26 protein-coding genes and 1 pseudogene are annotated in these 26,367 nt (G+C 72.6%); 10 read left to right on the top strand and 17 right to left on the bottom strand.

Going from position 1 to position 26,367, the window contains the following annotated elements:
- The first annotated feature begins 36 nt into the window (after positions 1-36).
- Positions 37-471 carry a hypothetical protein gene (locus ACPCK6_RS19420; protein ID WP_423481821.1) on the top strand — a complete coding sequence of 145 codons (435 nt, stop codon included), beginning with the start codon at positions 37-39 and terminating at the stop codon, positions 469-471.
- Between the two features lie 91 nt (positions 472-562).
- On the opposite strand, the gene valS is transcribed toward ACPCK6_RS19420, so the two are convergent.
- The 5 genes from valS to ACPCK6_RS19395 form a co-directional block, all read right to left on the bottom strand.
- The gene (gene valS / locus ACPCK6_RS19415; RefSeq protein ID WP_423481816.1) at positions 563-3,127 is read right to left on the bottom strand and encodes a valine--tRNA ligase; all 2,565 of its coding nucleotides are present in this window, start codon (positions 3,125-3,127) and stop codon (positions 563-565) included.
- A 71-nt stretch (positions 3,128-3,198) separates the two neighbouring features.
- A complete protein-coding gene (locus tag ACPCK6_RS19410) occupies positions 3,199-5,121 on the bottom strand; it encodes an ABC transporter ATP-binding protein (protein WP_396884295.1) in 1,923 nt (640 codons plus the stop codon).
- Positions 5,118-6,938, bottom strand: a complete 1,821-nt coding sequence (locus tag ACPCK6_RS19405; protein ID WP_396884296.1) for an ABC transporter ATP-binding protein — start codon at positions 6,936-6,938, stop codon at positions 5,118-5,120. Before ACPCK6_RS19405 ends, ACPCK6_RS19410 begins: the two co-directional genes overlap by 4 nt.
- A gap of 37 nt (positions 6,939-6,975) precedes the next feature.
- Positions 6,976-7,488, bottom strand: a complete 513-nt coding sequence (locus tag ACPCK6_RS19400) for a methylated-DNA--[protein]-cysteine S-methyltransferase (RefSeq protein WP_396884297.1) — start codon at positions 7,486-7,488, stop codon at positions 6,976-6,978.
- Complete coding sequence (locus ACPCK6_RS19395; protein ID WP_396884298.1) at positions 7,485-8,936, bottom strand: DNA-3-methyladenine glycosylase 2 family protein; 1,452 nt, start codon at positions 8,934-8,936, stop codon at positions 7,485-7,487. Before ACPCK6_RS19395 ends, ACPCK6_RS19400 begins: the two co-directional genes overlap by 4 nt.
- A 242-nt stretch (positions 8,937-9,178) precedes the next feature.
- Here ACPCK6_RS19395 and ACPCK6_RS19390 point away from each other — a divergent pair, with 242 nt between their 5' ends.
- Positions 9,179-9,643, top strand: a complete 465-nt coding sequence (locus ACPCK6_RS19390; RefSeq protein ID WP_423481815.1) for a hypothetical protein — start codon at positions 9,179-9,181, stop codon at positions 9,641-9,643.
- Positions 9,644-9,693: 50 nt separating this feature from the next.
- Here the strand turns inward: ACPCK6_RS19390 and ACPCK6_RS19385 are convergent.
- Positions 9,694-10,515 (bottom strand): annotated as a pseudogene (locus ACPCK6_RS19385) (EamA family transporter); the annotation flags it as partial.
- A gap of 93 nt (positions 10,516-10,608) precedes the next feature.
- On the opposite strand from ACPCK6_RS19385, the gene ACPCK6_RS19380 reads away from it, so the two are divergent.
- The 6 genes from ACPCK6_RS19380 to ACPCK6_RS19355 all read left to right on the top strand — a co-directional run bounded on the left by ACPCK6_RS19380 (position 10,609) and on the right by ACPCK6_RS19355 (position 14,496).
- On the top strand, positions 10,609-11,121 hold the full coding sequence (locus ACPCK6_RS19380) for a MarR family winged helix-turn-helix transcriptional regulator (protein WP_135241967.1): 513 nt from the start codon (positions 10,609-10,611) through the stop codon (positions 11,119-11,121).
- Positions 11,122-11,152: 31 nt separating this feature from the next.
- Positions 11,153-11,899 carry a Type 1 glutamine amidotransferase-like domain-containing protein gene (locus tag ACPCK6_RS19375; protein WP_318335632.1) on the top strand — a complete coding sequence of 249 codons (747 nt, stop codon included), beginning with the start codon at positions 11,153-11,155 and terminating at the stop codon, positions 11,897-11,899.
- Between the two features lie 58 nt (positions 11,900-11,957).
- Positions 11,958-13,043 (top strand): redox-regulated ATPase YchF, encoded by a 1,086-nt coding sequence (gene ychF, locus ACPCK6_RS19370; protein WP_018784691.1) that lies wholly within the window; start codon positions 11,958-11,960, stop codon positions 13,041-13,043.
- A 65-nt stretch (positions 13,044-13,108) separates the two neighbouring features.
- Positions 13,109-13,483 carry a DUF6193 family natural product biosynthesis protein gene (locus ACPCK6_RS19365; RefSeq protein ID WP_423481814.1) on the top strand — a complete coding sequence of 125 codons (375 nt, stop codon included), beginning with the start codon at positions 13,109-13,111 and terminating at the stop codon, positions 13,481-13,483.
- 182 nt (positions 13,484-13,665) lie between these two features.
- Positions 13,666-14,229: a dihydrofolate reductase family protein gene (locus tag ACPCK6_RS19360; RefSeq protein ID WP_423481813.1), complete on the top strand. Its 564-nt coding sequence runs from the start codon at positions 13,666-13,668 to the stop codon at positions 14,227-14,229.
- A gap of 75 nt (positions 14,230-14,304) precedes the next feature.
- Entirely contained in the window at positions 14,305-14,496 is a 192-nt protein-coding gene (locus ACPCK6_RS19355) for a hypothetical protein (protein WP_423481812.1), read from the top strand.
- Between the two features lie 89 nt (positions 14,497-14,585).
- On the opposite strand, the gene ACPCK6_RS19350 is transcribed toward ACPCK6_RS19355, so the two are convergent.
- From ACPCK6_RS19350 to ACPCK6_RS19330, 5 genes are all read right to left on the bottom strand, one after another.
- Entirely contained in the window at positions 14,586-15,077 is a 492-nt protein-coding gene (locus ACPCK6_RS19350) for a GNAT family N-acetyltransferase (RefSeq protein ID WP_396884304.1), read from the bottom strand.
- Between the two features lie 86 nt (positions 15,078-15,163).
- Positions 15,164-15,895 carry a class I SAM-dependent methyltransferase gene (locus tag ACPCK6_RS19345; RefSeq protein WP_318335626.1) on the bottom strand — a complete coding sequence of 244 codons (732 nt, stop codon included), beginning with the start codon at positions 15,893-15,895 and terminating at the stop codon, positions 15,164-15,166.
- 207 nt (positions 15,896-16,102) lie between these two features.
- Entirely contained in the window at positions 16,103-16,816 is a 714-nt protein-coding gene (locus ACPCK6_RS19340; protein ID WP_396884306.1) for a SanA/YdcF family protein, read from the bottom strand.
- A 22-nt stretch (positions 16,817-16,838) separates the two neighbouring features.
- Positions 16,839-17,201, bottom strand: coding sequence for a PH domain-containing protein (locus tag ACPCK6_RS19335; protein WP_135241958.1), 363 nt, complete (start codon positions 17,199-17,201; stop codon positions 16,839-16,841).
- A gap of 32 nt (positions 17,202-17,233) precedes the next feature.
- Complete coding sequence (locus ACPCK6_RS19330; RefSeq protein ID WP_135241957.1) at positions 17,234-17,542, bottom strand: 4a-hydroxytetrahydrobiopterin dehydratase; 309 nt, start codon at positions 17,540-17,542, stop codon at positions 17,234-17,236.
- Positions 17,543-17,726: 184 nt separating this feature from the next.
- On the opposite strand from ACPCK6_RS19330, the gene ACPCK6_RS19325 reads away from it, so the two are divergent.
- Positions 17,727-18,167, top strand: a complete 441-nt coding sequence (locus ACPCK6_RS19325) for a (deoxy)nucleoside triphosphate pyrophosphohydrolase (RefSeq protein WP_396884308.1) — start codon at positions 17,727-17,729, stop codon at positions 18,165-18,167.
- Between the two features lie 107 nt (positions 18,168-18,274).
- Here ACPCK6_RS19325 and ACPCK6_RS19320 read toward each other — a convergent pair whose 3' ends face one another.
- From ACPCK6_RS19320 to ACPCK6_RS19295, 6 genes are all read right to left on the bottom strand, one after another.
- Positions 18,275-19,381, bottom strand: a complete 1,107-nt coding sequence (locus ACPCK6_RS19320) for a succinate dehydrogenase/fumarate reductase iron-sulfur subunit (RefSeq protein ID WP_423481811.1) — start codon at positions 19,379-19,381, stop codon at positions 18,275-18,277.
- Positions 19,381-21,294: a fumarate reductase/succinate dehydrogenase flavoprotein subunit gene (locus ACPCK6_RS19315; RefSeq protein ID WP_366621819.1), complete on the bottom strand. Its 1,914-nt coding sequence runs from the start codon at positions 21,292-21,294 to the stop codon at positions 19,381-19,383. Before ACPCK6_RS19315 ends, ACPCK6_RS19320 begins: the two co-directional genes overlap by 1 nt.
- Before the next feature lie 10 nt (positions 21,295-21,304).
- On the bottom strand, positions 21,305-22,126 hold the full coding sequence (sdhC, locus tag ACPCK6_RS19310) for a succinate dehydrogenase subunit SdhC (protein WP_396884311.1): 822 nt from the start codon (positions 22,124-22,126) through the stop codon (positions 21,305-21,307).
- Between the two features lie 227 nt (positions 22,127-22,353).
- Positions 22,354-23,757 carry a TldD/PmbA family protein gene (locus tag ACPCK6_RS19305; RefSeq protein WP_423481810.1) on the bottom strand — a complete coding sequence of 468 codons (1,404 nt, stop codon included), beginning with the start codon at positions 23,755-23,757 and terminating at the stop codon, positions 22,354-22,356.
- A complete protein-coding gene (locus ACPCK6_RS19300) occupies positions 23,754-25,190 on the bottom strand; it encodes a TldD/PmbA family protein (protein ID WP_423481809.1) in 1,437 nt (478 codons plus the stop codon). The genes ACPCK6_RS19305 and ACPCK6_RS19300 overlap by 4 nt, the downstream gene beginning before the upstream one ends.
- Before the next feature lie 68 nt (positions 25,191-25,258).
- Positions 25,259-25,807 (bottom strand): Uma2 family endonuclease, encoded by a 549-nt coding sequence (locus tag ACPCK6_RS19295; protein WP_396884314.1) that lies wholly within the window; start codon positions 25,805-25,807, stop codon positions 25,259-25,261.
- A gap of 239 nt (positions 25,808-26,046) precedes the next feature.
- Between ACPCK6_RS19295 and ACPCK6_RS19290 the strand changes: the two genes are divergently transcribed.
- Positions 26,047-26,367: ATP-binding cassette domain-containing protein (locus ACPCK6_RS19290; RefSeq protein WP_423481808.1), on the top strand; the 321-nt coding region annotated here is incomplete at its 3' end.

Raw genomic sequence — 26,367 nt, 5'->3', positions numbered from 1 at the left:
CGTTCAGCTCGACTCGCCCTGCTGGCCCCGGCCGCGGTGGCGCTGATCGTCATGTCCGGCTGCGACGGCGGCGACAAGCCCTCGGCCGGGCCGGCGGCGCCCTCCGTCCCCGCCGCCACCTCCGTGCCGCCGGTGACCCCGGCGCCGGCGGGCCTCGACGACGCCACCCGGAAGACCTGCGCGACGGCGGAGAAGGACATCACGGCGGCCCTGAAGGAGGTGGCCGACGCGGAGAAGATCGGCCCGCCGGCCGGCCACTCGGCGGTCAGCGCCCAGTACTCGGCGGGCGCGGCCACGCTCTACACGCACGCCTTCACCAGCAGCGACGAGGTGAACGCCGCGGTGAAGGGGGTCGCCACCGAGATGGCCGACCTCGCCGACACCTGGGCCAAGGCGCCGGGTAAGGCACCGAGCAAGGCGGATCTCACCGCCGCTCGCGACAAGCTCAAGGCGGCCTGCGCGGCCGACTGAGGCACGCACCGCCGCCGGCCCTTCGAGGTGTTAAGAAGGGCCCCTTCTACAACGCCAGGCGTTAAGAAGGGGCCCTTCCTTGCATCGGTGCTCAGAACGCGCAGGCGATGACCAGTTCGGTGGTGCGGTCGGGTAGCAGGTCCAGCTTCGCGATCCGGCCCGCCGCGCGCAGGTCGTCGGCGACGGTGCCGAGCCGGTCGAGCACCGCCGCCGGTCCGAGCGCCTCGGCCAGCGGCACGTCCGCCTTCATCGACAGCTTCCGCTCCGACTTGGCACGCCGCACCTGGCCCAGTGCGTCAGCGGCCAGTCGCAGCAGTTCCGGGTCACCCGGCGCCTCCATCGCGCGGCCCACCTCGTACGTGGTCGGCCACGGCGAACGGTGCACCGAGCCGTACCGCCACCACGACCAGACCTCCTCGGTGACGAACGGCAGCACCGGCGCGAACAGGCGCAACTGCACCGACAACGCGGTCGCCAGCGCCGCCCGGGCCGAGTCGGCGGCCGGCCCGCTGCCGTAGGCGCGCTCCTTCACCAGCTCGATGTAGTCGTCGCAGAACCGCCAGAAGAACGCCTCGGTGGCCATCAGGGCGGCCGTGTGGTCGTACCCGTCGAAGGCGGTGGTCGCGGTCGCGACCACGCCGGACAGTTCGGCGAGCATCGCGGTGTCGAGCGGTTGGGTCGCCGCGGCCCGGAGCGCGTCGGCGGCGCCCAGCCCGAGCGCGAACCGCGACGCGTTGAGCAGTTTGGTGGCCAGTCGGCGCCCCACCTTGACCTGGGCCGGGTCGAAGGCGAGGTCCATGCCCGGCTTGCCGTTCGCGGCCCAGTAGCGGACCGCGTCGGACCCGTTCTGCTCCAGCAGCGCCATCGGCGTGACCACGTTGCCCTTGGACTTCGACATCTTCTTGCGGTCCGGGTCGAGGATCCAGCCGGACAGCACGGCGGTGTGCCACGGCAGCGCGCCGTGCTCCAGGTGGGAGCGGGCCACTGTGGCGAACAGCCAGGTCCGGATGATGTCGTGCCCCTGCGGGCGCAGGTCCATCGGGAAGACCCGGCCGAACAGGTCCGGGTCGGTCTCCCAGCCGCCGACGATCTGCGGGGTCAGCGACGACGTGGCCCAGGTGTCCAGCACGTCCGGGTCGCCGGTGAAACCGCCCGGCTCGCCGCGCTGCGACTCCTCGTACCCGGGCGGCGGTTCGCTCGTCGGGTCGATCGGGAGCGACGCCTCGTCCGGTGTGAGAGGGTGGGTCCAGTCCGGCTCGCCAGTGTCGTCGAGCCGGTACCACACCGGCACCGGCACGCCGAAGAACCGCTGCCGGCTGACCAGCCAGTCCCCGGTGAGACCACCCACCCAGTGCTCGTAGCGGTGCCGCATGTGCTCCGGCACCCAGCGCAGCTCCCGCCCCCGGGCCAGCAGATCTTCGCGCAGGTCCGTGTCGCGGCCGCCGTTGCGCAGATACCACTGCCGGGTCGAGACGATCTCCAGCGGCCGGTCGCCGCGCTCGTAGAACTTCACCGGGTGGGTGATCGGCCGCGGCTCGCCGACCAGGTCGCCCGCGTCCGCGAGCAGATCCACGAGCGTCCGCCGGGCGCCGTTCACCGTCTGCCCGGCCAGCGCCGCGTAGGGCTCCGCCGGCACGCCGGCCGGCGGCTCCGGCAGCAGCCGCCCGTCCCGGCCGATCACCACGCGGGTGTCCAGCCGCAGCTCACGCCACCAGGTCACGTCGGTGAGGTCACCGAACGTGCAGACCATCGCGATGCCCGTGCCCTTGGCCGGGTCCGCCAGCGGGTGCGCGCGCACCGGCACCTCGACCCCGAACACCGGGGTACGCGCAGCCGCGCCGACCAGGTCCGCGTACCGCTCGTCGTCGGGGTGGCAGACGAGCGCCACGCAGGCCGGCAGCAGCTCCGGCCGGGTGGTGTCGATCAGCACCTCGCGGCCGTCCGGGCCGGTGAACCGCAGCCGGTGGTACGCGCCGGGCCGCTCCCGGTCCTCCAGCTCGGCCTGCGCGACGGCGGTGCCGTACCCGACGTCCCACAGCGTCGGCGCCTCAGCCTGGTACGCCTCGCCCCGGGCCAGGTTGCGCAGGAACGCGCGCTGGCTCGCCGCGCGGGCCGCCGACCCGATGGTGGTGTACGTCAGCGACCAGTCCACCGACAGCCCGAGCCGCCGCCAGAGCGCCTCGAACGCCTTCTCGTCCTCGACAGTGAGCAGTTCGCACAGCTCGATGAAGTTGCGCCGGGAGATCGCCGCCGGGTTCTTCCGGGCCGCGTCGTCCACAGGTGCGGCCGGCGGGCGCCAGTCCGCGTCGTACGGCAGCGCCGGATCGGGACGCACGCCGTACACGTTCTGCACCCGGCGTTCGGTGGGCAGCCCGTTGTCGTCCCAGCCCATCGGGTAGAACACCGTGCGCCCGCGCATGCGCTGGAACCGGGCCACCGTGTCGGTGTGGGTGTACGAGAAGACGTGCCCCATGTGCAGTTCGCCCGACACGGTCGGCGGGGGAGTGTCGATCGCGTATACGTCCGACCGCTCCTTCGTGCGGTCGAACGCGTACGTGCCGTCGGACTGCCAGCGGCGGGCCCAGGTCTCCTCGATGCCGTCCAGGCTCGGACGCTCGGGGACGCCGCCGCGGGCGCTCCTCGTCGTGTCGGTCATCAGCCGATGGTAGGCAGCCACCCGGCCGCACTCCACGACTTTCCCCACCCCCGCGCGTCCCCGCGGGAGAGCTAGAGGAGGGAGTCACGCCACTGGCGGTGCAGGGCGGCGTAGCGACCGTCGGCGGCGATCAGCTCGGCCGGTGGGCCGTCCTCCACGATCCGGCCGTCGTCGAGCACCAGCACCCGGTCCGCCGTCTCCACCGTGGACAGCCGATGGGCGATCACCAGGGCGGTGCGGTCGCGCAGCACGTTGTGCAGGGCCCGCTGCACCAGCCGTTCGGTCGGCACGTCGAGCGACGAGGTCGCCTCGTCGAGGATCAGCACCCGGGGATCGGCGAGGAACGCCCGGGCGAACGCGACGAGCTGCCGCTGCCCGGCGGACAGCCGCCCGCCGCGCCGGTGCACGTCGGTGGCGTAGCCGTCGGGCAGCGCGGCGATGAAGTCGTGCGCGCCGATCGCCCGCGCGGCCGCCACCACCGCCTCGTCGTCGGCGTCGGGACGGCCGAACCTGATGTTGTCGGCCACGGAACCGCTGAACAGGTGCGTCTCCTGGGTCACCAGCACCACCGCCCGGCGCAGCTCGGCGTCGGCGAGGTCGCGCAGGTCCACCCCGTCCAGCCGGACCGTGCCCGCGTCCGGGTCGTGGAAGCGGGCGACGAGCTTCGCGACAGTGGACTTCCCGGCGCCGGTCGGCCCGATCAGCGCCACTGTCTGCCCGGGTGGCACGGTCAGGTCGAGGCCGGACAGGATCGGCGTCCGGCGGCGGTAGCCGAAGTCGACGGCACGAAAGGTCACCGCCCCGCGCGGCGGACCGGCCGGCAGCGGCACCGGCTGCGCCGGTTCGGCGACCGCCGGGTTCTCGTCCAGCACCCCGGCCAGTTTCTCCAGCGCGGCGGTCGCCGACTGGAGCGAGTTGTAGAACTGGCTCAGCTCCTCCATCGGCTCGAAGAACCGGCGCAGGTAGAGCAGGAACGCGGCGAGCACGCCCACCTCCACGCCGCCGCCCAGCACCCGCCAGCCGCCGTACCCGAGCACCACCGCCGCGGTCAGGTTGCCGATCAGCCGGATGCCCGGCGAGTAGATCGCGATCAGCCGGAACGCGCTCAGGCTGGAGCGCCGGTAGTCGTCGTTCACCGCGCCGAAGATGCGGTCGTTGCGGTCCTCCCGCCGGTACGCCTGCACGGCCCGGATGCCGCGCAGCGACTCGACGAAGTGCACGATGACCAGCGCCACCGCCTCCCGGGTGCGCCGGTACGCCCCGGCCGACGCGCGGGCGAACCAGCGCGACAGCACGAACAGGAACGGGAAGGCGAGCAGCGTCACCGCCGCCAGTGGCAGGTCCAGCCAGAGCAGGATGCCCGCCACGGACAGCACGGAGAGCCCGGCCATCACCAGCTTGTCGATGCCGCCGTCGACCAGCTCGGCGATCGACTCCAGGTCGCTGGTCAGCCGGGACACCATCCGCCCGGACGTGTAGCGCTCGTGGAAGCCGACGTCGAGGCGCAGGAAGTGCCCGTACACCCGGCGGCGCAGGTCCAGCAGGACGGCTTGGCCGATCCGGGCGGCGAGGGTGAGGAACGCGCGCCGGGCCGCGTACTCGACAGCGGTGGCGACCACGAACGCGGCGGCGACGGCGATCAGGGGGCCGGGATCACCGGCCCGCAGCGGCCCGATGCCCCTGTCGATGCCGAGCATGACCAGGTACGGCCCGGACATCGCGGCGGCGTTCTGCGCCAGCAGCAGCGCCACCGCCAGCCCGAGGGCCCGCCGGTGCGGGCGCAGCAGCCGGCGCAGCAGCACCCGGCTGCGGGCGCGCAGCCGGGTCACCGCCTCCGGGGACGAGTCCTCGGCCCGGCTGCGGTCGGCGTCCGGGTCGGTGGCCCGCCCCCGCCAGCGGGACAGGTCGTCACCGTCGCCGTGGCGCGCGCCTGTCGACCCGGCACCGCTGCGCGCGTCGCGGGGCCTGGGTACCCGCGGCGCGCGCCCGGTCACGAGCGCACCAGGCCGACGCCGTCGCTCCGGCGCTCCGGCTCGGCGGACAACACCGCCCGGTAGGCGGGCACCCGGGCCAGCAGCTCCGAGTGAGTACCGACGGCGACGATCCGGCCGTCGTCGAGCAGGGCCACCCGGTCCGCCAGCGCCACCGTCGACGGGCGGTGCGCCACCAGCAGGGTCGTGGTCGCGGTGTCCCGCAGCACCCGGCGCAGGGCCGCCTCGACGAGCGCCTCGGTGTGCACGTCGAGCGCGGAGAGCGGGTCGTCGAGCACCAGCACCGCGGGCCGGCCGAGCACCGCACGCGCCAGCGCGAGGCGCTGCCGCTGCCCGCCGGACAGCGACAGCCCCTGCTCACCGACCCGGGTGGCGAGCCCCCAGGGCAACTCGTACGCGAAGTCCGCCTGGGCCAGCGTCAGCGCGGCGCGGACCTCGTCCTCGCTCGCGTCCGGCCGGCCCAGCGTGAGGTTCTCCCAGATCGACATGGAGAACAGCGTGGGCTCCTCGAACGCCACGGCGACGAGCCGGCGCAACGAGTCCAGCCGCAGGTCACGTACGTCGTACCCGTCGATCGTGATCCGGCCGCCGGTCACCTCGTGCAGCCGGGGGACGAGCGACAGCAGCGTGCTCTTGCCGCACCCGGTGGCGCCGACCAGCGCCATCGTCTCGCCCGGCTCGACCGCCAGATCCAGGTCGCGCAGCACCGGTCCGGACGTGCCGGGGTAGCGAAAGCCGACCCCCTCGAAGCGGAGCCGGCCGCGTACCTCACCCCGGTCGAGTGACCGGGCGTGCGGAGCGTCCACGATGGTCGGCGGCGTGTCCAGCACCTCCTGGATCCGGTCGGCGGCGGTCGCGGCCTCCTGGCCGTTGGCGATGATCCAGCCCAGTGACTGCACCGGCCAGATCAGCATGAGCTGGAGACTGACGAACGCGACCAGCTCACCGATGGACAGCGCGCCGTCGGCGACCGCAGCGGCGCCGGCCACCAGGACCGCGCCGAGCGTCAGGTTGGGCACCAGGTCGAACAGCGCGGAGGTCCGGGCCAGCAGCCGGGCCTTGCCGATCCCGGTGTCGTGCAGCCGGCGCGCGCCGACCGCGAACCGGGCAGCCAGTTCCGGCCCGCGCCCGTACGCCCGCATGGTGCGCAACCCCAGCGCGGTCTCCTCGACCAGTGTGGCGACGTCGCCCTGCTGGTCCTGCATCCGCCGCGACGCCGCGTGGTAGTGGCGGGCGAAGCGGCGGCTGATCAGGAACAGCGGTACGGCGCTGGCCGCGACCAACAGCCCCAGCCACTGGTGCAGCCGGATCAGCAGCGCCACCACCGCCGCGTAGGTGACCAGGTTGAGCACCAGGAACAGCAGCCCGAAGGAGAGGAACCGCCGGATCACCGACAGGTCGCTGGTGATCCGGGACAGCAACTGGCCGGACTGCCAGCGGTCGTGGAAACCGGCCGGAAGCCGTTGCAGGTGGGCGTAGATGTCGGCACGGATGGCGGCCTCCATGCCGACCGAGGACGACGACTGCGTCCAGCGGCGGATGAAGATGAGGACCGCCTCGGCCACGCCGAGCAGCAGCGCCAGCGCGCCGAGCCGGAGCAGCCCGGCCTCGTCGTGCCGGGCCACCGGCCCGTCCACCACCCGCTGCACCACCAGCGGAACGGCCAGGCTCGCCGCGGTCGCCGCCAGCGCCGCGATCAGCAGCCAGGCGAACTCCATCGCGTACGGGCGCAGGTAGGGCCGCAGCCGCCAGAGGTTGCGCAGCGGCTGGGACCGGGCGCCGGTATGCGCCGCGGGGTTGCCGTCGCTGGACGCGGGCACTACCCGACGGTAGCCGCCGGGGGTGACAGTCCGGCTGTCAGCTAGCCGTCACCCGTCCCTCATGCCCGAGAAGCCACTTCTTCACGTCCAGCCCCCAGCGGTATCCACCCAGCGTGCCGTCGGTGCGCAGCACCCGGTGGCAGGGCACGAACAGCGCGGCGGCGTTGCGCGCGCAGGCTGCCGCGGCGGCCCGGATCGCCGCCGGTCGCCCGGCCAGCGCGGCGAACCCGGTGTAGGTGACCGGATCGCCGGGCTTGACGTCGCGCAGCACCTGCCAGGCGTGCGTCAGGAATGCGCCGCCGGTGTGCTGCTCCACCGCTATTGCATCGATGGCGGCCAGGTCACCGTCGAGATAGGCCCGGACGGCGGCGGTCACCGGACCGAGGTCGGCCCGCTCCCGCAGCTCGCCGCGCAGGCTCGGATGGATCAGCGGCAGCAGGACCGCCGGGTCGGCGGTGAAGCCCGCCGCGCGTACCGCCCCGTCGGGGCCGGCGAGCACGCTCAACGGGCCGGTGGGGGTGTCGATGACGGTGCTGTCCACAGTGCTCATGCTGCTCTCCAGAGTCGGATGGTCGCGTACGACCGCCAGGGGCGCCAGCGGTCGGCGTACGCGGACAGGGTCTTCGGGTCGTCGGACAGGCCGAGCGCTGCTGCGCCACGGCGCACGCCCAGGTCGGTGGTGAGCGCGACATCGGGGTCGCCGAGTGCGCGCATGGCGAGGTAGCCGGTGGTCCACGGGCCGATGCCGGGCACCGCGGCCAGGAGCCGGACCGTCTCCTCCCGGTCGCCTCCGGGTTCCAGGTCGAGTTCGCCGTCGGCGACCGCGCGGGCCAGCGCGCGGAGCGTCTCCCGGCGGGCCGCCGGCATCCGGAACGCCGTGTCCGGCGCCGCGAGCACCTCCGCCGGACCGGGGAACGCCACCAAACCGTCCGCCGGATCGTCGGCGGCTGCCCCGCTCGCCGTCCGGGTGGCGGAGAGCAGGCGGGTGAGCGTGGTCCGTGCCGAGGCCAGCGAGACCTGCTGGGTGGCGACGGCGCGGACGGCCAGCTCGAAACCGTCGACCGCGTGCGGCAGCCGGACGCCGGGCTCGGCCGCGACGGCCGGGGCCAGCGCCGGGTCGGCGGCCAGTGTGGCGTCCACCGCTACCGGGTCGGCGTCCAGGTCGAGCAGGCGGCGGCAGCGGGCCACCGCGGGGGCCAGGTCACGCATGTCGGCCAGCCGCAGCGTGGCGTCGATGTGGCCGTCGGCGGGGGTCAGCGCCACCGTGGCGGGACCGTGCGGCAGGCGCAGCCCCCGGTGGTAGGTGCCGTCGCGGACCACCTCGACGCGGGGCAGCGCGCGCAGCGCGAGGAAGTCCAGCAGCGCGCCCGCGTGCAGCGGGGGCCGGTATGCCAGCCGCAGCGAGAGCGTGCCCGCACCGGTGGCCGCGGCCGGGCCACGACGGCCGGCCCGCAGCTCGGACGGGGTGCCGCCGTAGACCTCGCGGACCGTGTCGTTGAACTGCCGGACGCTGCCGAACCCGGCGGCGAAGGCCACCTCGGCGAGGCCGAGGCCGGTGGTCTCGATCAGGATCCGGGCGGTCTGCGCGCGCTGGGCCCGGGCCAGCGCCAGCGGGCCGGCACCCAACTCGGCCCGGAGCATCCGGTGCAGGTGCCGCTCGGTGTAGCCCAGCCGGTTGGCCAGCCCGGGCACGCCGTCCCGGTCCACCACGCCGTCGGCGATCAGCCGCATGGCGCGGCCGACCAGATCGGCCCGGACGTCCCACTCGGGCGAGCCCGGTGCCGCGTCCGGCCGGCACCGGCGGCACGCCCGCAGCCCGGCACCCTGCGCGGCGGCGGCGGACGGGAAGAACCGGACGTTGCGCCGCTTGGGCGTCATCGCCGGACAGGACGGCCGGCAGTAGATCCCGGTCGACGTCACACCGGTGTAGAACCAGCCGTCGAACCGCGGGTCGCGGCTGTCGACGGCTCGGTAGCACCGCTCGAAGTCCAGTTCCATGCCACGATCCTGCCTCGCAGCTCCCGGGCTCGGCTGGCGGGATTCAGACATCACGTGCGGCAGTCGCGCCAGTCCGGGGGAATGGCGGTGTCCCCGGCCCCGGGACAGCACCACTCCGCCGAGGTGGCGTGGATCATGGCCGACGGACCCGAGAAAGTGTCGTAAGTGGTCGGTAGCGTCCCGCCACCAACTCAAGAAGAGGTGCGGGGCATGGCGAGCGTGGCCGGGCGGGGTGTCCGCTGATGCGATCGGGGCGAGCACCGTTGGACGCCGCGGTGGTGGAGGGCTTCTACGAGCGGATGCGGGTGGTGGCGCCGGCCGCGTACGGCGCGATCGAGCGTGATCGGGCCGGTGACCCCGGTCGCCCCTTCCCGGACACCGCCTGCGGGCGGCTGGCCGGCTCCCTCGACCCGGACGGGCTGCGCGCGCTCGGCATGTGGGCCCACCACTGGTGCATGCGCTTCTACGACGACGACACCCGGGTCGGCCTGCGGCTGGTCCGCGAGATCGCCGCCCGCTCCGGCCTGGGCTGGACCGCCGACGAGGTGCGGTGGCTGCTCGACCGGTCGTACGCGGCCGGTCCCGCCGCCGCGCACCGGTTCACGCTGCCGCTCGCGGCTGCGGCGCAGCTGCCGGCCGGTGCGCTGCCCGAGGGCGTCGCCGCCGAGGCGTGGCCGGACGACTGGCGCCGGCTGCGGGCCGGCTGAGCGCCGGATGGGATCGCCGCCCGGTCCGGCAACTGGGCGAGCACCATCGCCGCCACTGCGACCGCGAAACCGGTGAGCTGGACCGGGTCCAGCGCCTCACCGAGCACCACCCAGCCGAGCGCCGCGGCGGTGAGCGGGCTCAACGCGCCCAGCACCGACACGCGGGACACCGGCAGTCGCGCCGCGCCCCGGAACCACAGCACGTACGCCAGGGCGGTGCCGGCCAGCCCGAGCCACGCGTACCCGAGAAGGGCCGGCCCGTCGGGCACAGGTGGTGCGCCCTCGACGGCGGCGGCGACCGGCACGATCATCAGGCCGCCGGCGACGAGCTGCCAGCTCGTCGCGGCGAGGACGCCCAAGCCGGGCGGCCGGCCCCAGCGGCGGGTGAGTACCAGCCCGGCGGCCATCGCCACGGCACCGGCCAGCCCGGCGGCGACGCCGAGCGGGTCCAGACCGGCGCCCGGCCGCAGCACCACGAGGGCGACGCCGAGCGGGGCGGCCACGGCGGCGACCAGCGCCGGCCGGGTGGGGCGGTCGCGGAGCAGTGCGACCGTCAGCACCGCCACCAGCAGCGGCTGCGCGGCGCCGAGGACGGCGGCGGTGCCGCCGGGCAGCCGGTACGCGGCGAGGAACAGTAGCGGGAAGAACACCCCGATGTTCAGCGCGCCGAGTACGGCGGCCCGCCCCCACCAGAGGGCGTGTGGTCGTCTGCGGGTCAGGGCGAGCAGCAGCAGGCCGGCCGGGAGGGCGCGGATCGCCCCGGCCCAGAGCGGCCGGTCCGGGGGCAGGAGTTCGGCGGTGACCAGGTACGTGGTGCCCCAGGTGACGGGTGCGGCGGCGGTGAGCGCGACGTCGGTCCAGCGGGGGTTCATGGTGGCCTCTTTCTCAGCCCTAAGTATCTTAGCGCTAAGCTAATCAGGGTCGAGCGAAAAGGGGAAGTGGGACGTGCGGCACAATCGGCAGCCGTGACAGGCGACGAGGTGGACGCGATCGTCGAGCAGTGGCGGCGGGAACGCCCCGGCATGCGGCCCGAGCCGATGGCCGTGTTCGGCCGCATCTACCGGCTGGCCCGCCTGGTCGGCGACGGCCAGGAGAAGGTGTACGCGGGCTGGAACATCGGCCGGGGTGAGTTCGACGTGCTCGCAGCGCTGCGGCGCTCCGGCTCGCCGTACACGCTGGCGCCGAAGGCGCTCGCCGCCTCGCTGATGCTCACCTCCGGCGGCATGACCGGGCGGCTCGACCGGCTCGAACGGGCCGGCCTGGTACGGCGCTCGCCCGACCCGGCCGACCGGCGGGCGCTGCGGGTGACGCTCACCGACACCGGCCGCCGGGTGGTGGAGGAGTCGGCCGAGGCCGGGCTCGCCGTGCAGCGGCGGATCCTCGACGCGCTGCCCCCCGCCGACCAGGACCGGCTGGCCGATCTGCTGCGCGCGTTGCTCGCGGCGGCCGAGGCCGGACCCGCGGATCCGGCACAATGATCGGCACCGCCACCGCCCCGGAAGGACGCCCATGCCCGCCACCGAACCGACGATCGTCGCCACCAGCATGGGTTTCGCCAGCCGTCGCCGTGGCCCCTGGGACGCGCGGCCCAGCGCCCTGTTCGACCTGATGGCCGACCTGGCCGGGGCCGGTGACGCGCCGCGCGTCTGCTACCTCGGCCAGGCCACCGGCGACCAGCCGACCGGGTTCACCGTCTTCTACGGCGCCTTCGCCGGCACCCGGTTCCGCGCCTCCCACCTGGCGCTCTACCCGATGCCCAACGTCGAGGACATCCGCGCGCACCTGCTCGCGCAGGACGTCATCTGGGTCGGCGGCGGCAGCGTGGCGAACCTCTGCGCGGTCTGGCGGGTGCACGGCCTGCCGGAGATCCTGCACGAGTGCTGGCAGGCCGGAGTGGTGCTCGGCGGGGTGTCCGCCGGCTCGATCTGCTGGCACACCGGCGGCGCCACCGACAGCTACGGCCCGACGCTGCGGCCCTTCACCGAAGGGCTGGGCTGGCTCCCGTACGGCAACGGCGTGCACTACGACAGCGAGGAGCAGCGCCGCCCGCTGATGCACCGGCTGGTCGCCGACGGCACGCTTCCGGCGAGCCACTGCACCGACGACGGGGTGGGGCTGATCTACCGGGGCACCCGGCTGGCCGAGGCGGTGGCGGACCGTCCCGGCGTGGCCGCGTACGAGCTGGTCCGCGCCGAGGACGGCACCGCCCGGGAGACCCGGATCGAGCCGCGCCTGCTGTCCGCCGCGTCGGAGTGAGCGGCTTCGCGGACCTGCCTGCCCGGCGCGGGCGGCGAAGCGCGTAAGCTGGTTCGTCGTGAGTCTCACCATCGGCATCGTCGGCCTGCCCAACGTGGGCAAGAGCACCCTGTTCAACGCGCTGACCAAGAACGACGTGCTCGCTGCGAACTACCCGTTCGCCACCATCGAGCCGAACGTCGGCGTGGTCGGGCTGCCCGACGAGCGGCTGGCCAAGCTGGCCGAGATCTTCTCCTCGCAGAAGGTGCTGCCGGCGCCGGTCTCGTTCGTCGACATCGCCGGCCTGGTCCGGGGCGCCTCCAAGGGGCAGGGGCGGGGCAACGCGTTCCTCGCCAACATCCGGGACGCCTCGGCGATTTGCCAGGTGGTGCGCGCCTTCTCCGACCCGAACGTGGTGCACGTCGACGGCAAGGTCTCCCCGGCCGACGACATCGAGACGATCAACACCGAGCTGATCCTGGCCGACATCCAGACGCTGGAGAAGGCGCTTCCCCGGCTGGAGAAGGAGGCCAAGCTCCGCAAGGACCGGGCCGCCGCGGTCGAGGCAGCCAAGAAGGCGGTCGAGGTCCTCGACAACGGCGTGACCCTGTATGCGGGCGCCGCCGCCGCGAAGGTCGAGCTGGAACACCTGCGTGAGCTGCACCTGCTCACCACCAAGCCGTTCCTCTACGTCTTCAACGTCGACGAGGCGGAGCTGGGCAACGAGGAGTTCCTCGACGAGCTGCGCGGCCTCGTCGCACCCGCCGAGGCGATCTTCATGGACGCCAAGATCGAGTCCGAGCTGGTGGACCTGCCCGAGGACGAGGCCCGAGAGTTGCTGGAGTCGATCGGGCAGTCCGAGCCCGGCCTGAACCAGCTCGTCCGAGTGGGCTTCCGGACGCTCGGGCTCCAGACGTACCTGACGGCCGGCCCCAAGGAGGCGCGGGCCTGGACCGTCCCGGTCGGCGCGACCGCGCCGGAGGCCGCCGGGGTGATCCACAGCGACTTCCAGCGCGGCTTCATCAAGGCCGAGGTGGTCTCCTACGACGACCTGGTCGAGGCCGGATCGATGGCGGCGGCCAAGGCCGCCGGCAAGGTCCGGATCGAGGGCAAGGAGTACGTCATGCAGGACGGCGACGTGGTGGAGTTCCGCTTCAACGTCTGAATCTGGACTGAGCGCTGCATCAGCAGAATCATCGAGCAGTTGGCTGCTCGTGCAAGGATGCTCCGATGGAACCGGTGACGTCGGCGGACGACGTCTGGCGCGCGCTCATGGAGGACACGCAGGGCTGGTGGGTGGACGATCCGGTCTTCCGGGCAGCCTATGAGCACCCCACGTTGCGCGCCCTCTTCCCTATGGCCACGCACGGGACGATCAAGTTCTTCTGGACCGCTTGGAGCGAGCCCGATACCCCTGCCCACGATCTGCCCCTCATCGCCTGCGGCGGCCCTCCCTACCAAGTCATTGCCGCCGGTTATGAGCGGATCATCGGCTTGGCCGCAACGGCGGAAGAAGCCGCAGAGCTGGTAGTCGAGAACCTGCCGCCGGCCCCGGTGATTCCCGGTTCGACGTGTGAAATGCCGTCAGGCGGCGACCAGCGCTGACCATCCGCAACGCCCTGCCAGCCGGCCGTGAGTCCTGTTCCCGCTGCTGGCGACCGAGGCGCCCTTGGTTCCGCTTCGACGTCTGAATCCTGGTGGGCCGGCGCTCGGCGTGGCCTGATCGATGGTTTCCCGGTGCCGTGCTGGTCTGTACGTCGAGTACCGACCCACGGGAGGCTGGCACGATGCGCAAACTGACCTTCGGCATGAACGTGAGCCTGGACGGCTATGTCGCTGCGCCCGGCGACGATCTCGGCTGGGGTGTGCCGAGCGACGAGTTGTTCCAGTGGTGGTCCGACCGGGTGGCGGCGACCGGCACGGCGCTCTACGGGCGGCGACTGTGGGAGGCGATGAGCTCCCACTGGCCGACCGCCGATCAGCAGCCGGACGTCACACCTGCGCACGCCGAGTTCGCCCGCCGCTGGCGGGACATGCCGAAGGTGGTGTTCTCCTCGACGTCCAGACCGGTCGACTGGAACACCCGCCTGGTCACCGGCGACGCGGTCACCGAGATCAGCCGGCTGAAGGCCGAGGACGGTGGTCCGATGGACATCAGTGGCGCCACCCTCGCCTCGGCGGCCATGCGGGGCGGCCTGATCGACGAGTACGTGCTCGTCACCCATCCGGTGCTGGTGGGTGGCGGTAAGCCGTTCTTCACGGCCCTCGACAACTGGGTGAACCTGGCCCTGGTGGAGACCCGGACGTTCCCTGGTGGCGTGCTCCTGACCAGGTACGAGACCAGGCGCTGAGAGCCCGGAAACCGTCGCACCGACGACCGCGACGACTTCGACGATCACGTCACCTTCGGCTGCCGGGTCGGGCCGGTGGCCGGCTCGCCGGGGCCGGCCGCGACGCTCGTCAACGGTGGTGAGGTCGCGGGGGACAGCCCGATCTTCGGCCGCAAGCTCAGCCGCGAGGAGGGCCTGGCCCATCCCCGGCTCGCCGAATTCTGGCAGATGGTCGACCTGGTCCTGGAGCGGGACGCCCTGGTGCGCCGCCACCTGGTCGGCGCCTGACCGACCCGGTGATCAAGGGGTTTGCGTCACCCGGGCCGCCCCGGCCGGACACAAACTCCTTGATCACCGGGGCGGACCCCGAGGGGAGGTCAGATCTCGGGGCTGCGGCGTTCGATCAAGGTCACGTCGCGCCAGGTGCCGTGGTGGCGGCCCACCCGCTCGCGGGTGCCGACGACGCGGAAGCCGCACGCCGCGTGCAGCGCGAGACTCGCGGTGTTCTCCGGGAACACACCGGACTGGATGGTCCAGATCCCGGCCGCCTCGGTCGAGGCGATCAGCGCCGCCAGCAGGGCCCGCCCGACCCCGCGCCCGCGCCCCCTCGGGTGCACGTAGACGGAGTGCTCGACCACGCCGGCGTACACGCAGCGGTCGGAGACCGCCGAGCAGGCCACCCAGCCGAGCACGTCGCCCGCCTCGTCGAGCGCCACCCAGCGGTGGCCGGGCAGGCGAGCGGCGGTGAACCGCGTCCAGTCCGGCGGCTCGGTCTCGAACGTGGCATTGCCCTCGGCGATGCCGAGGCGATAGATCTCCAGCACGGCGTCGGCGTGCGAGTCGTCCATCGCGACGACGGTGACTGTCATCGGTTCCCCCTGTCCGGACCGGCGGTCGTCAGCGTAGTCGCGCGCCGAGGGGCCGGGACGTGATGCCCGGCCCCTCGACGTGAGCGCTACCGCCGCCGGTACACGGAGATGTGCGAGCGGCTGTCCGCGTCGAACGGCGACCGGTCCCAGTCGGCGTACCGCTCGGTGAGCCGCAGCCCGGCCCGCTCCGCCAGCTCGTCGATCTGTTCCGGCCAGGCGTACCGCATGGCGAACGGCTTGAGGTGCACGCCGGCGGCGTCGAACGTGACGGTCTGGCGCACGAACGTCTGCGCCGCCCGGTCGTACCGGTGCATGCGGATGGTGGCCGAGTCCTCGGTCACCTCCCGCACCTGGACCTGCTCGTCCCGGTCGAAGTCCGCCGGGTCGGGCACGAAGGTCTCGATGACGAACGCCCCGCCGGGCGCGAGCACCCGGGCGACGTTGCGGAAGCACGCCGCCTGGCGCTCCTCGGAGACCAGGTTGAACAGCGTGTTGAACACCAGGAACACCAGACGGTACGGCCCGGCGACCGGGACGTCCGCCATGTCGCCTACGGTCACGGGCATGTCCGCGCCGCCCGGCTTGGCGCGCAGGTGCGCGACCATCTCCGGGGACGCCTCGACGCCCTCCACGGTCAGGCCGCGCTCGGCCAGCGGCAGGGCCACCCGGCCGGTGCCGATCGCCAGTTCGAGCACTGGGCCGCCCTCGGCCAGCGGCGCGAGGAAGTCGACGGCCGGGGCCGGGTCGGGATTGCCGGGGCCGTCGTAGGTGGCGGCCCAGAGCCGGCCGAACAGGCCGGGATCGTCGAAGACGGACATCACGCGCCCTCCCGCCGGGTGGACGGGACGCGACGCGGCGCGAGGTCAGTGACCTCCGCCGGAATGGGGTACGACAACACGAAGCCTCGTTTCGGAAAGGGTGACGACGGGTCGGCTGGGCTTCGCAGCGTGTGGCATGGCGGTGCTCCCTCCGGTCGGCTTCGAGGGGTTCAGCAGACCAGCAACGGTGCCGGAGGGACAACCGGATTACGCCCGCAGCGCGTCGTCCACCCCGGTCTCCCGGCGGCCGAGGTGCACCGGGTCACGCCCGGTGAGCACGTCCGCGGCGGCCTTCACGCACGCGCCGTACTCGCGGACGGAGCTGATCCGCCACTGGTCCGCGTACCGGCGGGCGGTGTCGTCGCCGACGCCGACGGTGTCGATGCCGGCGTCCCGGCAGAGCGCCACCGCGCGCGGCAGATGGAACGACTGGGTGACCACTGTGGCCCGCCGGACCCCGAAGACGCGGTACGCGCGGACACACGAGTCGTACGTGTCGAACCCGGCGTGGTCCAGCACCGTCTTCTCCGCCGGGACGCCCCGGTCGACGAGCCAGCGCCGCATCGCCTCCGGCTCGTCGTAGTCCCAGTTCATGTGGTCTCCGGAGAGCAGTAGCACCCGGACCTTGCCGGCGGCGTACAACTGGCGGGCGATCTCCAGCCGGGCGGCCAGGAACGGCGCCGGCGTGCCGTCCGGCTCCACCTTGGTGCCCAGCACGAGGGCCACCGGCGTCTCCGGCGCGTCCGCGGCGTCGAACAGGCGGCCCTCGGCGGCGCCGCGGACCCAGGTCGCGCTGGCGACCGTGGCGGCGCCGAGCAGCACCACGGCGGCGGTGGCGAGCACCAGGAGGCGGCGGAGCAGGCGTACGGCGCGCCGATGGTCGCCCCGCCAGGCCCGCCATCGCGCCGTCAGCCCCCGCATGGCGGCGATTGTGCCAGGCGGGTCAGGAGATGTACTGCAGGATCACGTTGTGCACGTGGTGGCTCTTCTGCGCGCCCCGGAACTCGACCTCGTAGGTGTGCGTGCCGACGTGCACGGCGATGGACCCGGTGGAGAAGAACGAACCACCCCAGGACTTGTTGCTCACCACGCTCACGCTGGTGATCTTCGAGTACGGGATGCTGGTGATCGCGTACCGCTTGCCGACGAAGGAGCGGTCCTGGACGATCACGCGCCGGTCGGTCAGGCCGATGAAGCCGGTGCCGGTGCCGATCGCGTCGTAGACGGCGATGATCTGCTCGCCGGGCAGCAACCCGCTCTGGATCTGCTGGAACTGTTCCTTGCGGTCGTACGTGGGGCCAGACATGCACCCGAGGGTAGGCGGGGCGTGCCAGCGGCTCAGGACTCGGTGACCGCGCGGACCGCGTCCTCGATGCGCGCGGCCAGCAGCACCTCACCCTCGGTGAGCGGCTCGCCGTCGTCGTGCCCGAGCCGGATCTGGGTACGGTCGGCCCGCCGGCTGATCTCGGGGCGCAGCCGCAACGCGTCGGCCACCACCGCCACCCGCTCGGTGAGCGCCGCGTGCTGGGTGTCGTCGAGGACGATGGTGCGGCGGATCTGTTCGCCCTCGCGCGTCCATCCGGACAGCAGGGCGAGCGCGTCGCTGAGGTAGTCGTGCTTCGCCCGGCCGCTGAACAGCACGCGCATCACCGCACCTCCCAGGCGTCGTTGCCGGCTTGTGGCCAAATCGTCGCCATCCCGTGTCCCAGTCGACGCCCTCTAGTCTCTCGCCACTCAGATGGTGTGTCCACGCCCACACTTCCGTGTTCTGCTGACCTGACGGTCGACGCAGCTACCCAAACCGCCGATTGATCTGGCACGCTGGTGGCCCGTGCGGACCGAACGGGTTAGCGGAAGCGGGCAGGCCGACCGGCGGGAGCCGAAGGTGGTCGTCGGGGCGGCGATCATCGAGGGCGGCCGGGTGCTGGCGTGCGAGCGCTCCGCGCCCCCCGAGGTGGCGGGGCGATGGGAGTTCCCGGGCGGAAAGGTCGAGCCCGGTGAGGCCGAGACCGACGCGCTGGCCCGGGAGTGTGCCGAGGAACTGGGCGTACGGGTGGCGGTCGGCGCACGCGTCGGCCGGGACGTACGGATGGCGCACGGCAGGTCCGTGCTGCGCGTCTACGCCGCCCGCCTGCTGCACGGCGACGAGCCCAAGGCGCTGGAGCACGCCGAGCTGCGCTGGCTGTCCGCCGGCGAGCTGGACAGCGTCGACTGGCTGCCGGCCGACGTGCCGATCGTGGCCGCGCTGCGCCCGCTGCTCGACACCGCCTGAACGATCGCGGCGCGAGCCGGGCCGTCCGGTGAACCGGACAGCCGGGCAGAAACGGGACGAGGGCCCGCGGCGTGTGCCGCTGGCCCCCGTCGTCGTCGTGCTGCTGTTCAGTGCTTCGGCTCGTCCTGCTGCGGGTGAGCGAAGTTGAGGTGCTCGGGCGGCAGCGGGAACGTCACGTCGTCGCCGAACGGCGACGGCGCGGCGGCCTTGTTGAACGTCAGCTCGGTCAGCGGCAGCCGGCCGTTGGCGTCCACCGCCGGGGCGGTCGGGTGCGGCACCTCGCGGTGCCAGTTGACGCCCTGCTGCGCCTGACGCTCGGCGGCGCTGTCGTGCGAGCCGCCCGCGTGCGAGTGCACCCCGCCGGCGTGCGAACCGCCGCCGTGCGCGTGCGCCCCGCCGTGCGCCCCTCCGGACGTGACGGCACCGCTGGAATGCCCGCTGGTCGCGCTGGTCTGAGGCACCTGACCCCTCCGGAAGATCTTGTTACCGAGCCACACAAGGGGATCGTACCTGCGGTCGACGACCCGTTCCTTCATGGGGATGATCCCGTTGTCGGTGATCTTGATGTGCTCGGGGCAGACCTCGGTGCAGCACTTGGTGATGTTGCAGAACCCGAGTCCCATGTCCGACTGCGCGTACTCCCGGCGGTCGGTACGCGCGTCGAGCGGGTGCATGTCCAGCTCGGCCGCCCGGATGAAGAACCGGGGACCGGAGAACGCCGGCTTGTTCTCCTCGTGGTCACGGATCACGTGGCAGACGTTCTGGCACAGGAAGCACTCGATGCACTTGCGGAACTCCTGCGAGCGCTCGACGTCGACCTGCTGCATCCGGTAGTCGCCGGGCGCCACGTCGGCCGGCGGCGCGAACGCCGGGGTCTCCCGGGCCTTCTCGTAGTTGAACGAGACGTCGGTGACCAGGTCCCGGATCACCGGGAAGGTGCGCAGCGGGGTGACCGTGACGGTCTCGGACTCCTCGAACGTCGACATCCGGGTCATGCAGCCCAGCCGCGGCTTGCCGTTGATCTCCATGGAGCAGGAGCCGCACTTGCCGGCCTTGCAGTTCCACCGGCACGCCAGGTCGGGCGCCTCGGTGGCCTGGAGCCGGTGGATCACGTCGAGGACCACCTCGCCCTCGTTCACCTCGACCGTGTAGTCCTTCAGGTCGCCGCCGGTCTCGTCGCCCCGCCAGATGCGGAACTGGCGCTTATTTCCCATCAGTTGTTCGCCTCCTCGGTGAGGGCGTCGAACTCGGCGAGTTCCTCGTCGGTCAGGTACTTGGCCAGCTCGGCCCGGTCGAACAGCCCGATCAGCTCCGGCCGCATCTTCGGCAGCGGCTTCTCGGTGAGCCGGACCGCGTCCCCGTCCAGCGAGCAGACCAGGTTGACCCGGCGCCACTTCGGGTCCATCGCCGGGTAGTCCTCCCGGGTGTGCCCGCCGCGTGACTCCTGCCGCTCCAGCGCCGCCATCGCGGTGCACTCCGAGACCACGAGCATGTTGCGCAGGTCCAGCGCCAGGTGCCAGCCCGGGTTGTAGCGCCGGCCGCCGGCCGCGCTGACCTTCGCCACCCGCTCCCGCAGCTCGGCCAGCCTGCGCATGGCGTCCGCCAGCTCGCTCTCCCGGCGGATGATGCCGACCAGGTCGCCCATCACCGCCTGGAGGTCCTGCTGGAGCTGGTAGGGGCTCTCGCCGGTGTCCCGCTGCAGGGGCGCCAGCGCCGTCTCCACGGCGGCCTCGACCGCCGCCACCGACACCGCCGGGCGGGTGGTGAGCTGATCGGTGTACGTGGCCGCGTGCCCGCCCGCGCGCTTGCCGAAGACCAGCAGGTCGGACAGGGAGTTGCCGCCGAGCCGGTTGGAGCCGTGCATGCCGCCGGACACCTCACCGGCGGCGTAGAGCCCGCGCACCGTGCCGTACGCCGCGCCGGAGTCCGGGTCCACCTCGACGCCGCCCATCACGTAGTGACAGGTCGGGCCGACCTCCATCGGCTCCTTGGTGATGTCGACGTCGGCCAGTTCCTTGAACTGGTGGTACATCGACGGGAGGCGGCGGCGGATCTCCTCGGCCGACTTACGGGAGGCGATGTCCAGGTAGACGCCGCCGGCCGGCGTACCCCGGCCCTCCTTGACCTCGCTGTTGATCGCGCGGGCGACCTCGTCGCGGGGCAGCAGCTCCGGCGGACGCCTGTTGTTGTCCGGGTCGGTGTACCAGCGGTCCGCCTCCTCCTCGGTCTCCGCGTACTGCTTGCGGAAGACGTCCGGGACGTAGTCGAACATGAACCGCTTGCCCTCGGAGTTCTTCAGCACGCCGCCGTCGCCGCGGACCGACTCGGTGACCAGGATGCCCTTCACCGAGGGCGGCCAGACCATGCCGGTCGGGTGGAACTGGAGGAACTCCATGTTGATCAGCGTCGCCCCGGCGCGGAGCGCCAGCGCGTGCCCGTCACCGGTGTACTCCCACGAGTTCGAGGTGACCTTGTAGGACCGTCCGACTCCGCCTGTCGCGAGCACCACCGCGGGCGCCTCGAACAGGACGAACTCGCCGGACTCGCGGTAGTAGCCGAACGCCCCGGCGATCCGGTCGCCGTCGAGCAGCAGTTCGGTGATCGTGGTCTCGGAGAAGACCCGGATCCGCGCGTCGTAGCTGCCGAACTCCTGCTTGTCCTCCTGCTGGAGCGAGACGATCTTCTGCTGGAGCGTACGGATCAGCTCCAGGCCGGTCCGGTCGCCGACGTGCGCCAGGCGCGGGTACTCGTGGCCGCCGAAGTTGCGCTGCGAGATCTTCCCGTCCTTGGTGCGGTCGAACAGCGCGCCGTACGTCTCCAGCTCCCAGATCCGCTGCGGCGCCTCCTTGGCGTGCAGCTCGGCCATCCGGAAGTTGTTGAGGAACTTGCCGCCGCGCATGGTGTCCCGGAAGTGCACCTGCCAGTTGTCGCGCGAGTTCACGTTGCCCATCGCGGCGGCGGCGCCGCCCTCGGCCATCACCGTGTGCGCCTTGCCGAACAGCGACTTCGAGATGATCGCGGTCTTCTTGCCGGCCAGCCGGGCCTCGATCGCCGCGCGCAGGCCGGCGCCACCGGCCCCGATCACGACGACGTCGTAGTGGTGTCGTTCGATTCGCGTCTCAGTCATGTCCAGGCTCTCAGTTGATGAACCGCAGGTCGTTGATCCAGCCGGCGGCGACCGCCATCACGTAGAAGTCGGTGAGTGCCAGGGTGCCGAGGGTGATCCAGGCGAGCTGCATGTGCCGGACGTTCAACCAGGACACCCCGGTCCACGCCTTGTAGCGCATCGGGTGCTTGGAGAAGTGCTTGAGCCGCCCGCCGATGATGTGCCGGCAGGAGTGGCACGAGATCGTGTACGCCCACAGCATCACCACGTTGCCGAGCAGGATGATGTTGCCCAGGCCGAAGCCGAAGCCCTCGGGGGAGTGGAAGGCCAGGACCGCGTCCCAGGTGTTGATCAGCGAGATGATCGCGGCGGCGTAGAAGAAGTAGCGGTGCAGGTTCTGCCCGAGCAGCGGGAACCGCGTCTCGCCGCTGTACGACTGGTGCCCGTCCGGGACCGCGCAGGCCGGCGGCGACAGCCAGAACGACCGGTAGTACGCCTTGCGGTAGTAGTAGCAGGTCAACCGGAACAGCAGCAGGAACGGCAGGGTGAGCGCCGCGTCCGGGATGATCCACCAGCCGGGCAGGAACTGGCCGAAGTGCGAGGAGCCCTCGACACAACGGTCGGTGACGCAGGGGGAGTAGAACGGCGTCAGGTAGTGGTACTGCTCCACCCAGTACCACTTGTGCATGAAGACCCGGACCGTCGCGTAGATGACCCACGCGCTGAGCCCCACCACGGTGATCAGCGGGGCGATCCACCATCTGTCGGTCCGCAACGTCTTCGCCGCGATGGCGGCGCGTGCCCGCCCTCCCCGCGGCTGCGGTCTCGGCGTCCTGGCCGACGTAGTTGTCATTCGAGTCATCTCCCTGACGTCACTGTCACGTCCTGCGCACGCGCGAGGCCACACCGGCGAACCGGTGCGGCTAAGTGACACACGTTACGCCGATCTTCACGGCCCGGCCGCGCAACGCAGTGTCCCGTGTGTCCCGCAGCTTGGAAAGAGTCCATTCATGATCAATGTGGCGGTTCGGCCGAACGGTGCGCCGACCGGTTGCCTGGCGCGCCCGGCGGCGCACCGGGTCACCCGGACGCGCCGCCGGTGAAGTGCCAGGAGGACAGCCGCAGCGCCGGGGTCTCGTACCAGGAGCCGTCGACGCGAGCGGGCTGGCGGACCGCCGTCCGGCCCAGGCCGAGCACCCGGCCCGGCCCCATCGCCAGGGGGTACGACTCGGTGAACCGGAAGTCGCGCACCGCGCGGGTCGGGACGCCGTCCTCGACCAGCCACACGCCGTTGCGGGTCAGCCCGGTGACCACCAGCTGCTTCGGGTCCAGCACCCGGGTGTACCAGAAGTCGCTCACCAGCAGCCCGCGCCGCATCCCGGACACCAGCGCGGCGGTGTCCGGATCGCCCACCGCACCGGTCACGCCGGCGCTCACCGCCGCGGCGGCCGACCCCGCGCCCGCGTCGGTGCCGGCCGCCAGCAGGCGGACGTTGTGCGGGATGGGCCCGAACGTCGCGCTCCCCGGCATGCCGTGGCCGGTGGACCCGGTGCCCGCCTCGGCGCCGCCGCGCCTGTCATACGCCACTGCCCCTGTGGTGCCGCCCTGCACCAGCGGCAGCGCCCGCCGGGGCGTGCCCTCCAGGTCGAACGGCAGCGTGCTCGCGTGCAGCGGGTCGTCCACCAGCGTCACCGCCGGGTCGAACTGGGCGGTGCCCGGTTCGGCGAACGACTGCCGTTCGGCGTACCGCTTGCCGTTGAAGCCGTACCAGGCCAGGTTCTGCAGCAGGTCGGCGACGGCCGCCGGTTCGAGCACCACCTCGTAGTGCCCGGGCGGCAGCTCGACCGGGTCGGCGGCGGCGCGTGCCTTCGCCGCCGCACGGGCGCCGAGCGCCGCGCCGTCGAGATCGGCCAGCCGGTCGGCGCAGAGCCGGGCCACCCCGTCGGCGCCGCCGGTGCGGGCGATGCCGTCCATCGCCGCCTCGGCCGCCCGGCCCGCAGCCGTGTGCCCGGCCGAGTTGGCGAACGCCCCCGACCGGTACGCGGTGCGGCAGTAGCCGGCCGCCTCCAGCCCGTCGACCGCGTCCACGAACGCGCGTACCCGCCCGGCCCGCTCGTCGGGCGAGGCGAACGCGGTGGCCTCGTCGACGGCCGGGCCGGACGGCATCGGCGTCGGGGCGGTGAGCCCCGGCCAGGCCGGGTCGGGCGGCGCGAGCCGGGCCGCGGCCCGGGTCCGCTCGACCAGTGCGGCCAGCCCGTCGGCGTCGACCCGGCTGCCGCTGCCGGTCGCGGTCCGCCCGTCCACGTGCAACCGCAGGTGTACGGAGATACCGGTCTCGGACACGTTCTGGTGGATGAACGAGTTGGCGAAGCGGGTCAGCGCCAGGTCGGTGCGGTTCACCAGCACCTCGGCCTCGGCGCCCGCGCCGGCCGTGCGCCGGACCAGGTCCACCACCCCGGCGGCGATCTCCAGTTCGGCGCTCACGCCCGCACCCCCACGCGGACGCCGCGGAACCGGGCCGGCGCGGCCGGGTGACCGGTGTGCCCGACCTGGCCGGGCTGCCCCTTCCCGCAGTTCGGCGTGCCCCAGGCGACAGTCTCCGAGGAGAGCATGTCCATCGAGCGCCAGAAGACCGGCCCGATGCCGGTGTAGGTCGGGTTGCGCAGCATCCGCCCCCGGCGGCCCTTCTTCACCTCCCAGCCGACCTCGCAGCCGAACTGGAAGTTGAGCCGCTTGTCGTCGATCGACCAGGACCGGTTGATGTCCATCAGCACCCCGTCGTCGGTCGCCGCGATGATCTCGTCGAGCGTGTGCGGGCCGGGTTCCAGGCCCACGTTCGTCATCCGCACCATCGGCAGCCGGGCCCAGCCGTCGGCCCGTACGCTGCCGCCGTAGTCGAGGCCGGCGACGGCGGCCGAGTCACGGCCGGCGAGCACCCCGACCCACCGCCCCTCACGGACCGCGTCCCGGGCGACCGCCGGGGAGCCCTCGTCGTCGTAGCCGAAGCTGCCGAGCGCGCCGGGGATGGTCGGATCGACGGTGACGTTCATCAGCTCGGAGCCGTACCGCAGCGAGCCGAGGCGGGCCAGGTCGAGCCAGGACGTGCCGGCGAACGCCGCCTCCCAGCCGAGGATGCGGTCCAGCTCGATGGCGTGCCCGACGGACTCGTGGATCTGCAACGCGAGCTGCTCGCCGCCGAGGATCAGATCGGTCTCGCCGGACGGGCAGAGCGGCGCGGTGAGCAGCTCGCGGGACTCCTCGGCGATCCGGGCGGCGTGCGCGGCCAGGTCGAGCGAGGTGACCAGCTCCCAGCCGGTGGTGCCGTACTGCCCGCGGTAGCTCGGGTAGGACCGCCGCTGCGTCTCGCCGGCACCGATCGAGGTGGCCGAGATGCCGCCGCCGCACTCCCGGATGCGCTGGTCGATCCGGTGGCCCTCGCTGGAGACGAACCACTTCGAGGTGTCCCAGATCTGGTAGAGCCCCTCGGCCAGGTCGGCGCCGTGCTCGCGCATCGTCGCCGTGGCGCGGACCAGCAGGTCGCCCTTGTCCGACAGGGGCACCCCGAGCGGGTCGACCGCGCAGTCCGAGGCCCAGCTCGCCACCATCGCCTCGACCGGCACCAGGTCGATCGGCGGGCCGGGCACCCGCGCGCTCGCGGTGGCGATCGCCGCGGCGCGCCGGCCGGCGTCGCGGGCCGCGGCGTCGGACAGATCGGGTACGGCGTGGAAGCCCCACCCCGATCCGACGAGCGCGCGTACGCCCAGCCCGATGCTCTCGTCCTGGCTCAGCTCCTCGATGTCGCCGTTGCGGGCCGACATCGACTCGTAGCGGCGGTGCATGACCCGGGCGTCGGCGTAGCGGGCGCCCGCGTCGAGAGCGGCCTGGACGGCGGCGGTCGCCGCGTCGAACTCGCTCATGCGCTGTCCTGTTGGGTCGCTCGACGCTCGCTCATGCGCCCGACCCTAGGCGAGCGCGCCGACATCCGTCAGGGGACGAGATCCTCCGGCCGGATCGTGGCCCGGACGGGCTCGGTCAGCTCCAGCACGGAACCGGGCTTGGTCACCGACACCTCCCGGTAGTGCCGACCCTGCCGCCGGTGGAGGTGCAGCGTGCCTGTCTCCTGCTCCACCAGCAGGTACCACTCGATGCCCGCAGCAGCGTAGTAGTGCATCTTGAGCACCTTGTCGGTTGCCGCGTTACCAGGTGAGATGACCTCGCACACGAGCCGCACGTCCCGCGCCTCGATCATCGGCTGGTCGAAGTCGATCGGCTCGGTGACGACCAGGTCGGGAATCGGTATGCGGCCTGGCCGGAGCCGGACGTTCACCGTGTCCAGCAGTTCCAGGCCGACGCGCCGGGCTGCGGCCTCCAGCAGGTTGCCGAGGTTCCGCTGGACTCGCTGGTGTCGCGGAGTCGCCGCCGGCGTCACGTGCAGGCTTCCGTCGAAGAATTCGAGGTGGCCGTGTGTCTCGCCGAGGGCGAGGTACTCCTCTTCGGTCCACGGGCCGTCGTGGCCGAACACCGCCGCGGTCATGGTCACCTCCACCTCGTGCCGGCGGAATGGTCCCGTCGTCGCGGGGATCTCGGTCGCACGCCGGGTGCGACGACGAGGCGGCGACGCCCAATCGCGGCTGTGGATGTCCCAGGTGAGGGGCGTGCGGACGGGAGACCGAGTCGTTACGCTCGGACCGCTGACAGTCCGCTCGATGTAGCTTATTTTCGCCTCTGGGGATTTCCTGTAGGTTCTCTTCATCACCGAAGGGGAGGCGGTCAATGGGCAGGTCGGAGGCGGTGCCGTCCGGGGAGCCGGACCGCCCGGAGGTGCCGGAGCAGCGCTCCGGCGACGGGCCCTATCTCCAGGTCAGGGATCTGCGGGTGCGGTTCGACACCGAGGACGGCGTGGTCAAGGCCGTGGACGGGGTGTCGTTCGCCGTCGAGCGGGGTCGCACGCTGGGGATCGTGGGGGAGTCCGGTTCCGGTAAGAGCGTCACCTCGCTGGCGATCCTCGGTTTGCACAACGCGAAGCGCACGACCATCTCCGGGGAGATCTCCGTCGGTGGGCGTCAGCTCGTCGGGTTGGGTGAGGAGGAGGTC

Source organism: Micromonospora sp. AB353, assembly GCF_049538395.1.
Classification (GTDB): Bacteria; Actinomycetota; Actinomycetes; order Mycobacteriales; family Micromonosporaceae; genus Micromonospora; species Micromonospora aurantiaca.
Note: the sequence above shows the minus strand (reverse complement) of the source record. Positions and strands in the feature narration are given on the sequence as shown.

Excerpts from the sequence above, each read along its gene's own strand:
- ACPCK6_RS19400 (WP_396884297.1), bottom strand. The coding sequence starts at position 7,488 with ATGAGCACTGTGGACAGCACCGTCATCGACACCCCCACCGGCCCGTTG.
- ACPCK6_RS19320 (WP_423481811.1), bottom strand. The coding sequence starts at position 19,381 with ATGGGAAATAAGCGCCAGTTCCGCATCTGGCGGGGCGACGAGACCGGC.
- ACPCK6_RS19340 (WP_396884306.1), bottom strand. The coding sequence starts at position 16,816 with ATGCGGGGGCTGACGGCGCGATGGCGGGCCTGGCGGGGCGACCATCGG.
- ACPCK6_RS19360 (WP_423481813.1), top strand. The coding sequence starts at position 13,666 with ATGCGCAAACTGACCTTCGGCATGAACGTGAGCCTGGACGGCTATGTC.
- sdhC (WP_396884311.1), bottom strand. The coding sequence starts at position 22,126 with ATGACAACTACGTCGGCCAGGACGCCGAGACCGCAGCCGCGGGGAGGG.
- ACPCK6_RS19350 (WP_396884304.1), bottom strand. The coding sequence starts at position 15,077 with ATGACAGTCACCGTCGTCGCGATGGACGACTCGCACGCCGACGCCGTG.
- ACPCK6_RS19300 (WP_423481809.1), bottom strand. The coding sequence starts at position 25,190 with ATGAGCGAGTTCGACGCGGCGACCGCCGCCGTCCAGGCCGCTCTCGAC.
- ACPCK6_RS19390 (WP_423481815.1), top strand. The coding sequence starts at position 9,179 with ATGCGATCGGGGCGAGCACCGTTGGACGCCGCGGTGGTGGAGGGCTTC.
- ACPCK6_RS19295 (WP_396884314.1), bottom strand. The coding sequence starts at position 25,807 with ATGACCGCGGCGGTGTTCGGCCACGACGGCCCGTGGACCGAAGAGGAG.
- ACPCK6_RS19335 (WP_135241958.1), bottom strand. The coding sequence starts at position 17,201 with ATGTCTGGCCCCACGTACGACCGCAAGGAACAGTTCCAGCAGATCCAG.
- ACPCK6_RS19375 (WP_318335632.1), top strand. The coding sequence starts at position 11,153 with ATGCCCGCCACCGAACCGACGATCGTCGCCACCAGCATGGGTTTCGCC.
- ACPCK6_RS19395 (WP_396884298.1), bottom strand. The coding sequence starts at position 8,936 with ATGGAACTGGACTTCGAGCGGTGCTACCGAGCCGTCGACAGCCGCGAC.
- valS (WP_423481816.1), bottom strand. The coding sequence starts at position 3,127 with ATGACCGACACGACGAGGAGCGCCCGCGGCGGCGTCCCCGAGCGTCCG.
- ACPCK6_RS19315 (WP_366621819.1), bottom strand. The coding sequence starts at position 21,294 with ATGACTGAGACGCGAATCGAACGACACCACTACGACGTCGTCGTGATC.
- ACPCK6_RS19345 (WP_318335626.1), bottom strand. The coding sequence starts at position 15,895 with ATGTCCGTCTTCGACGATCCCGGCCTGTTCGGCCGGCTCTGGGCCGCC.
- ACPCK6_RS19330 (WP_135241957.1), bottom strand. The coding sequence starts at position 17,542 with ATGCGCGTGCTGTTCAGCGGCCGGGCGAAGCACGACTACCTCAGCGAC.
- ACPCK6_RS19365 (WP_423481814.1), top strand. The coding sequence starts at position 13,109 with ATGGAACCGGTGACGTCGGCGGACGACGTCTGGCGCGCGCTCATGGAG.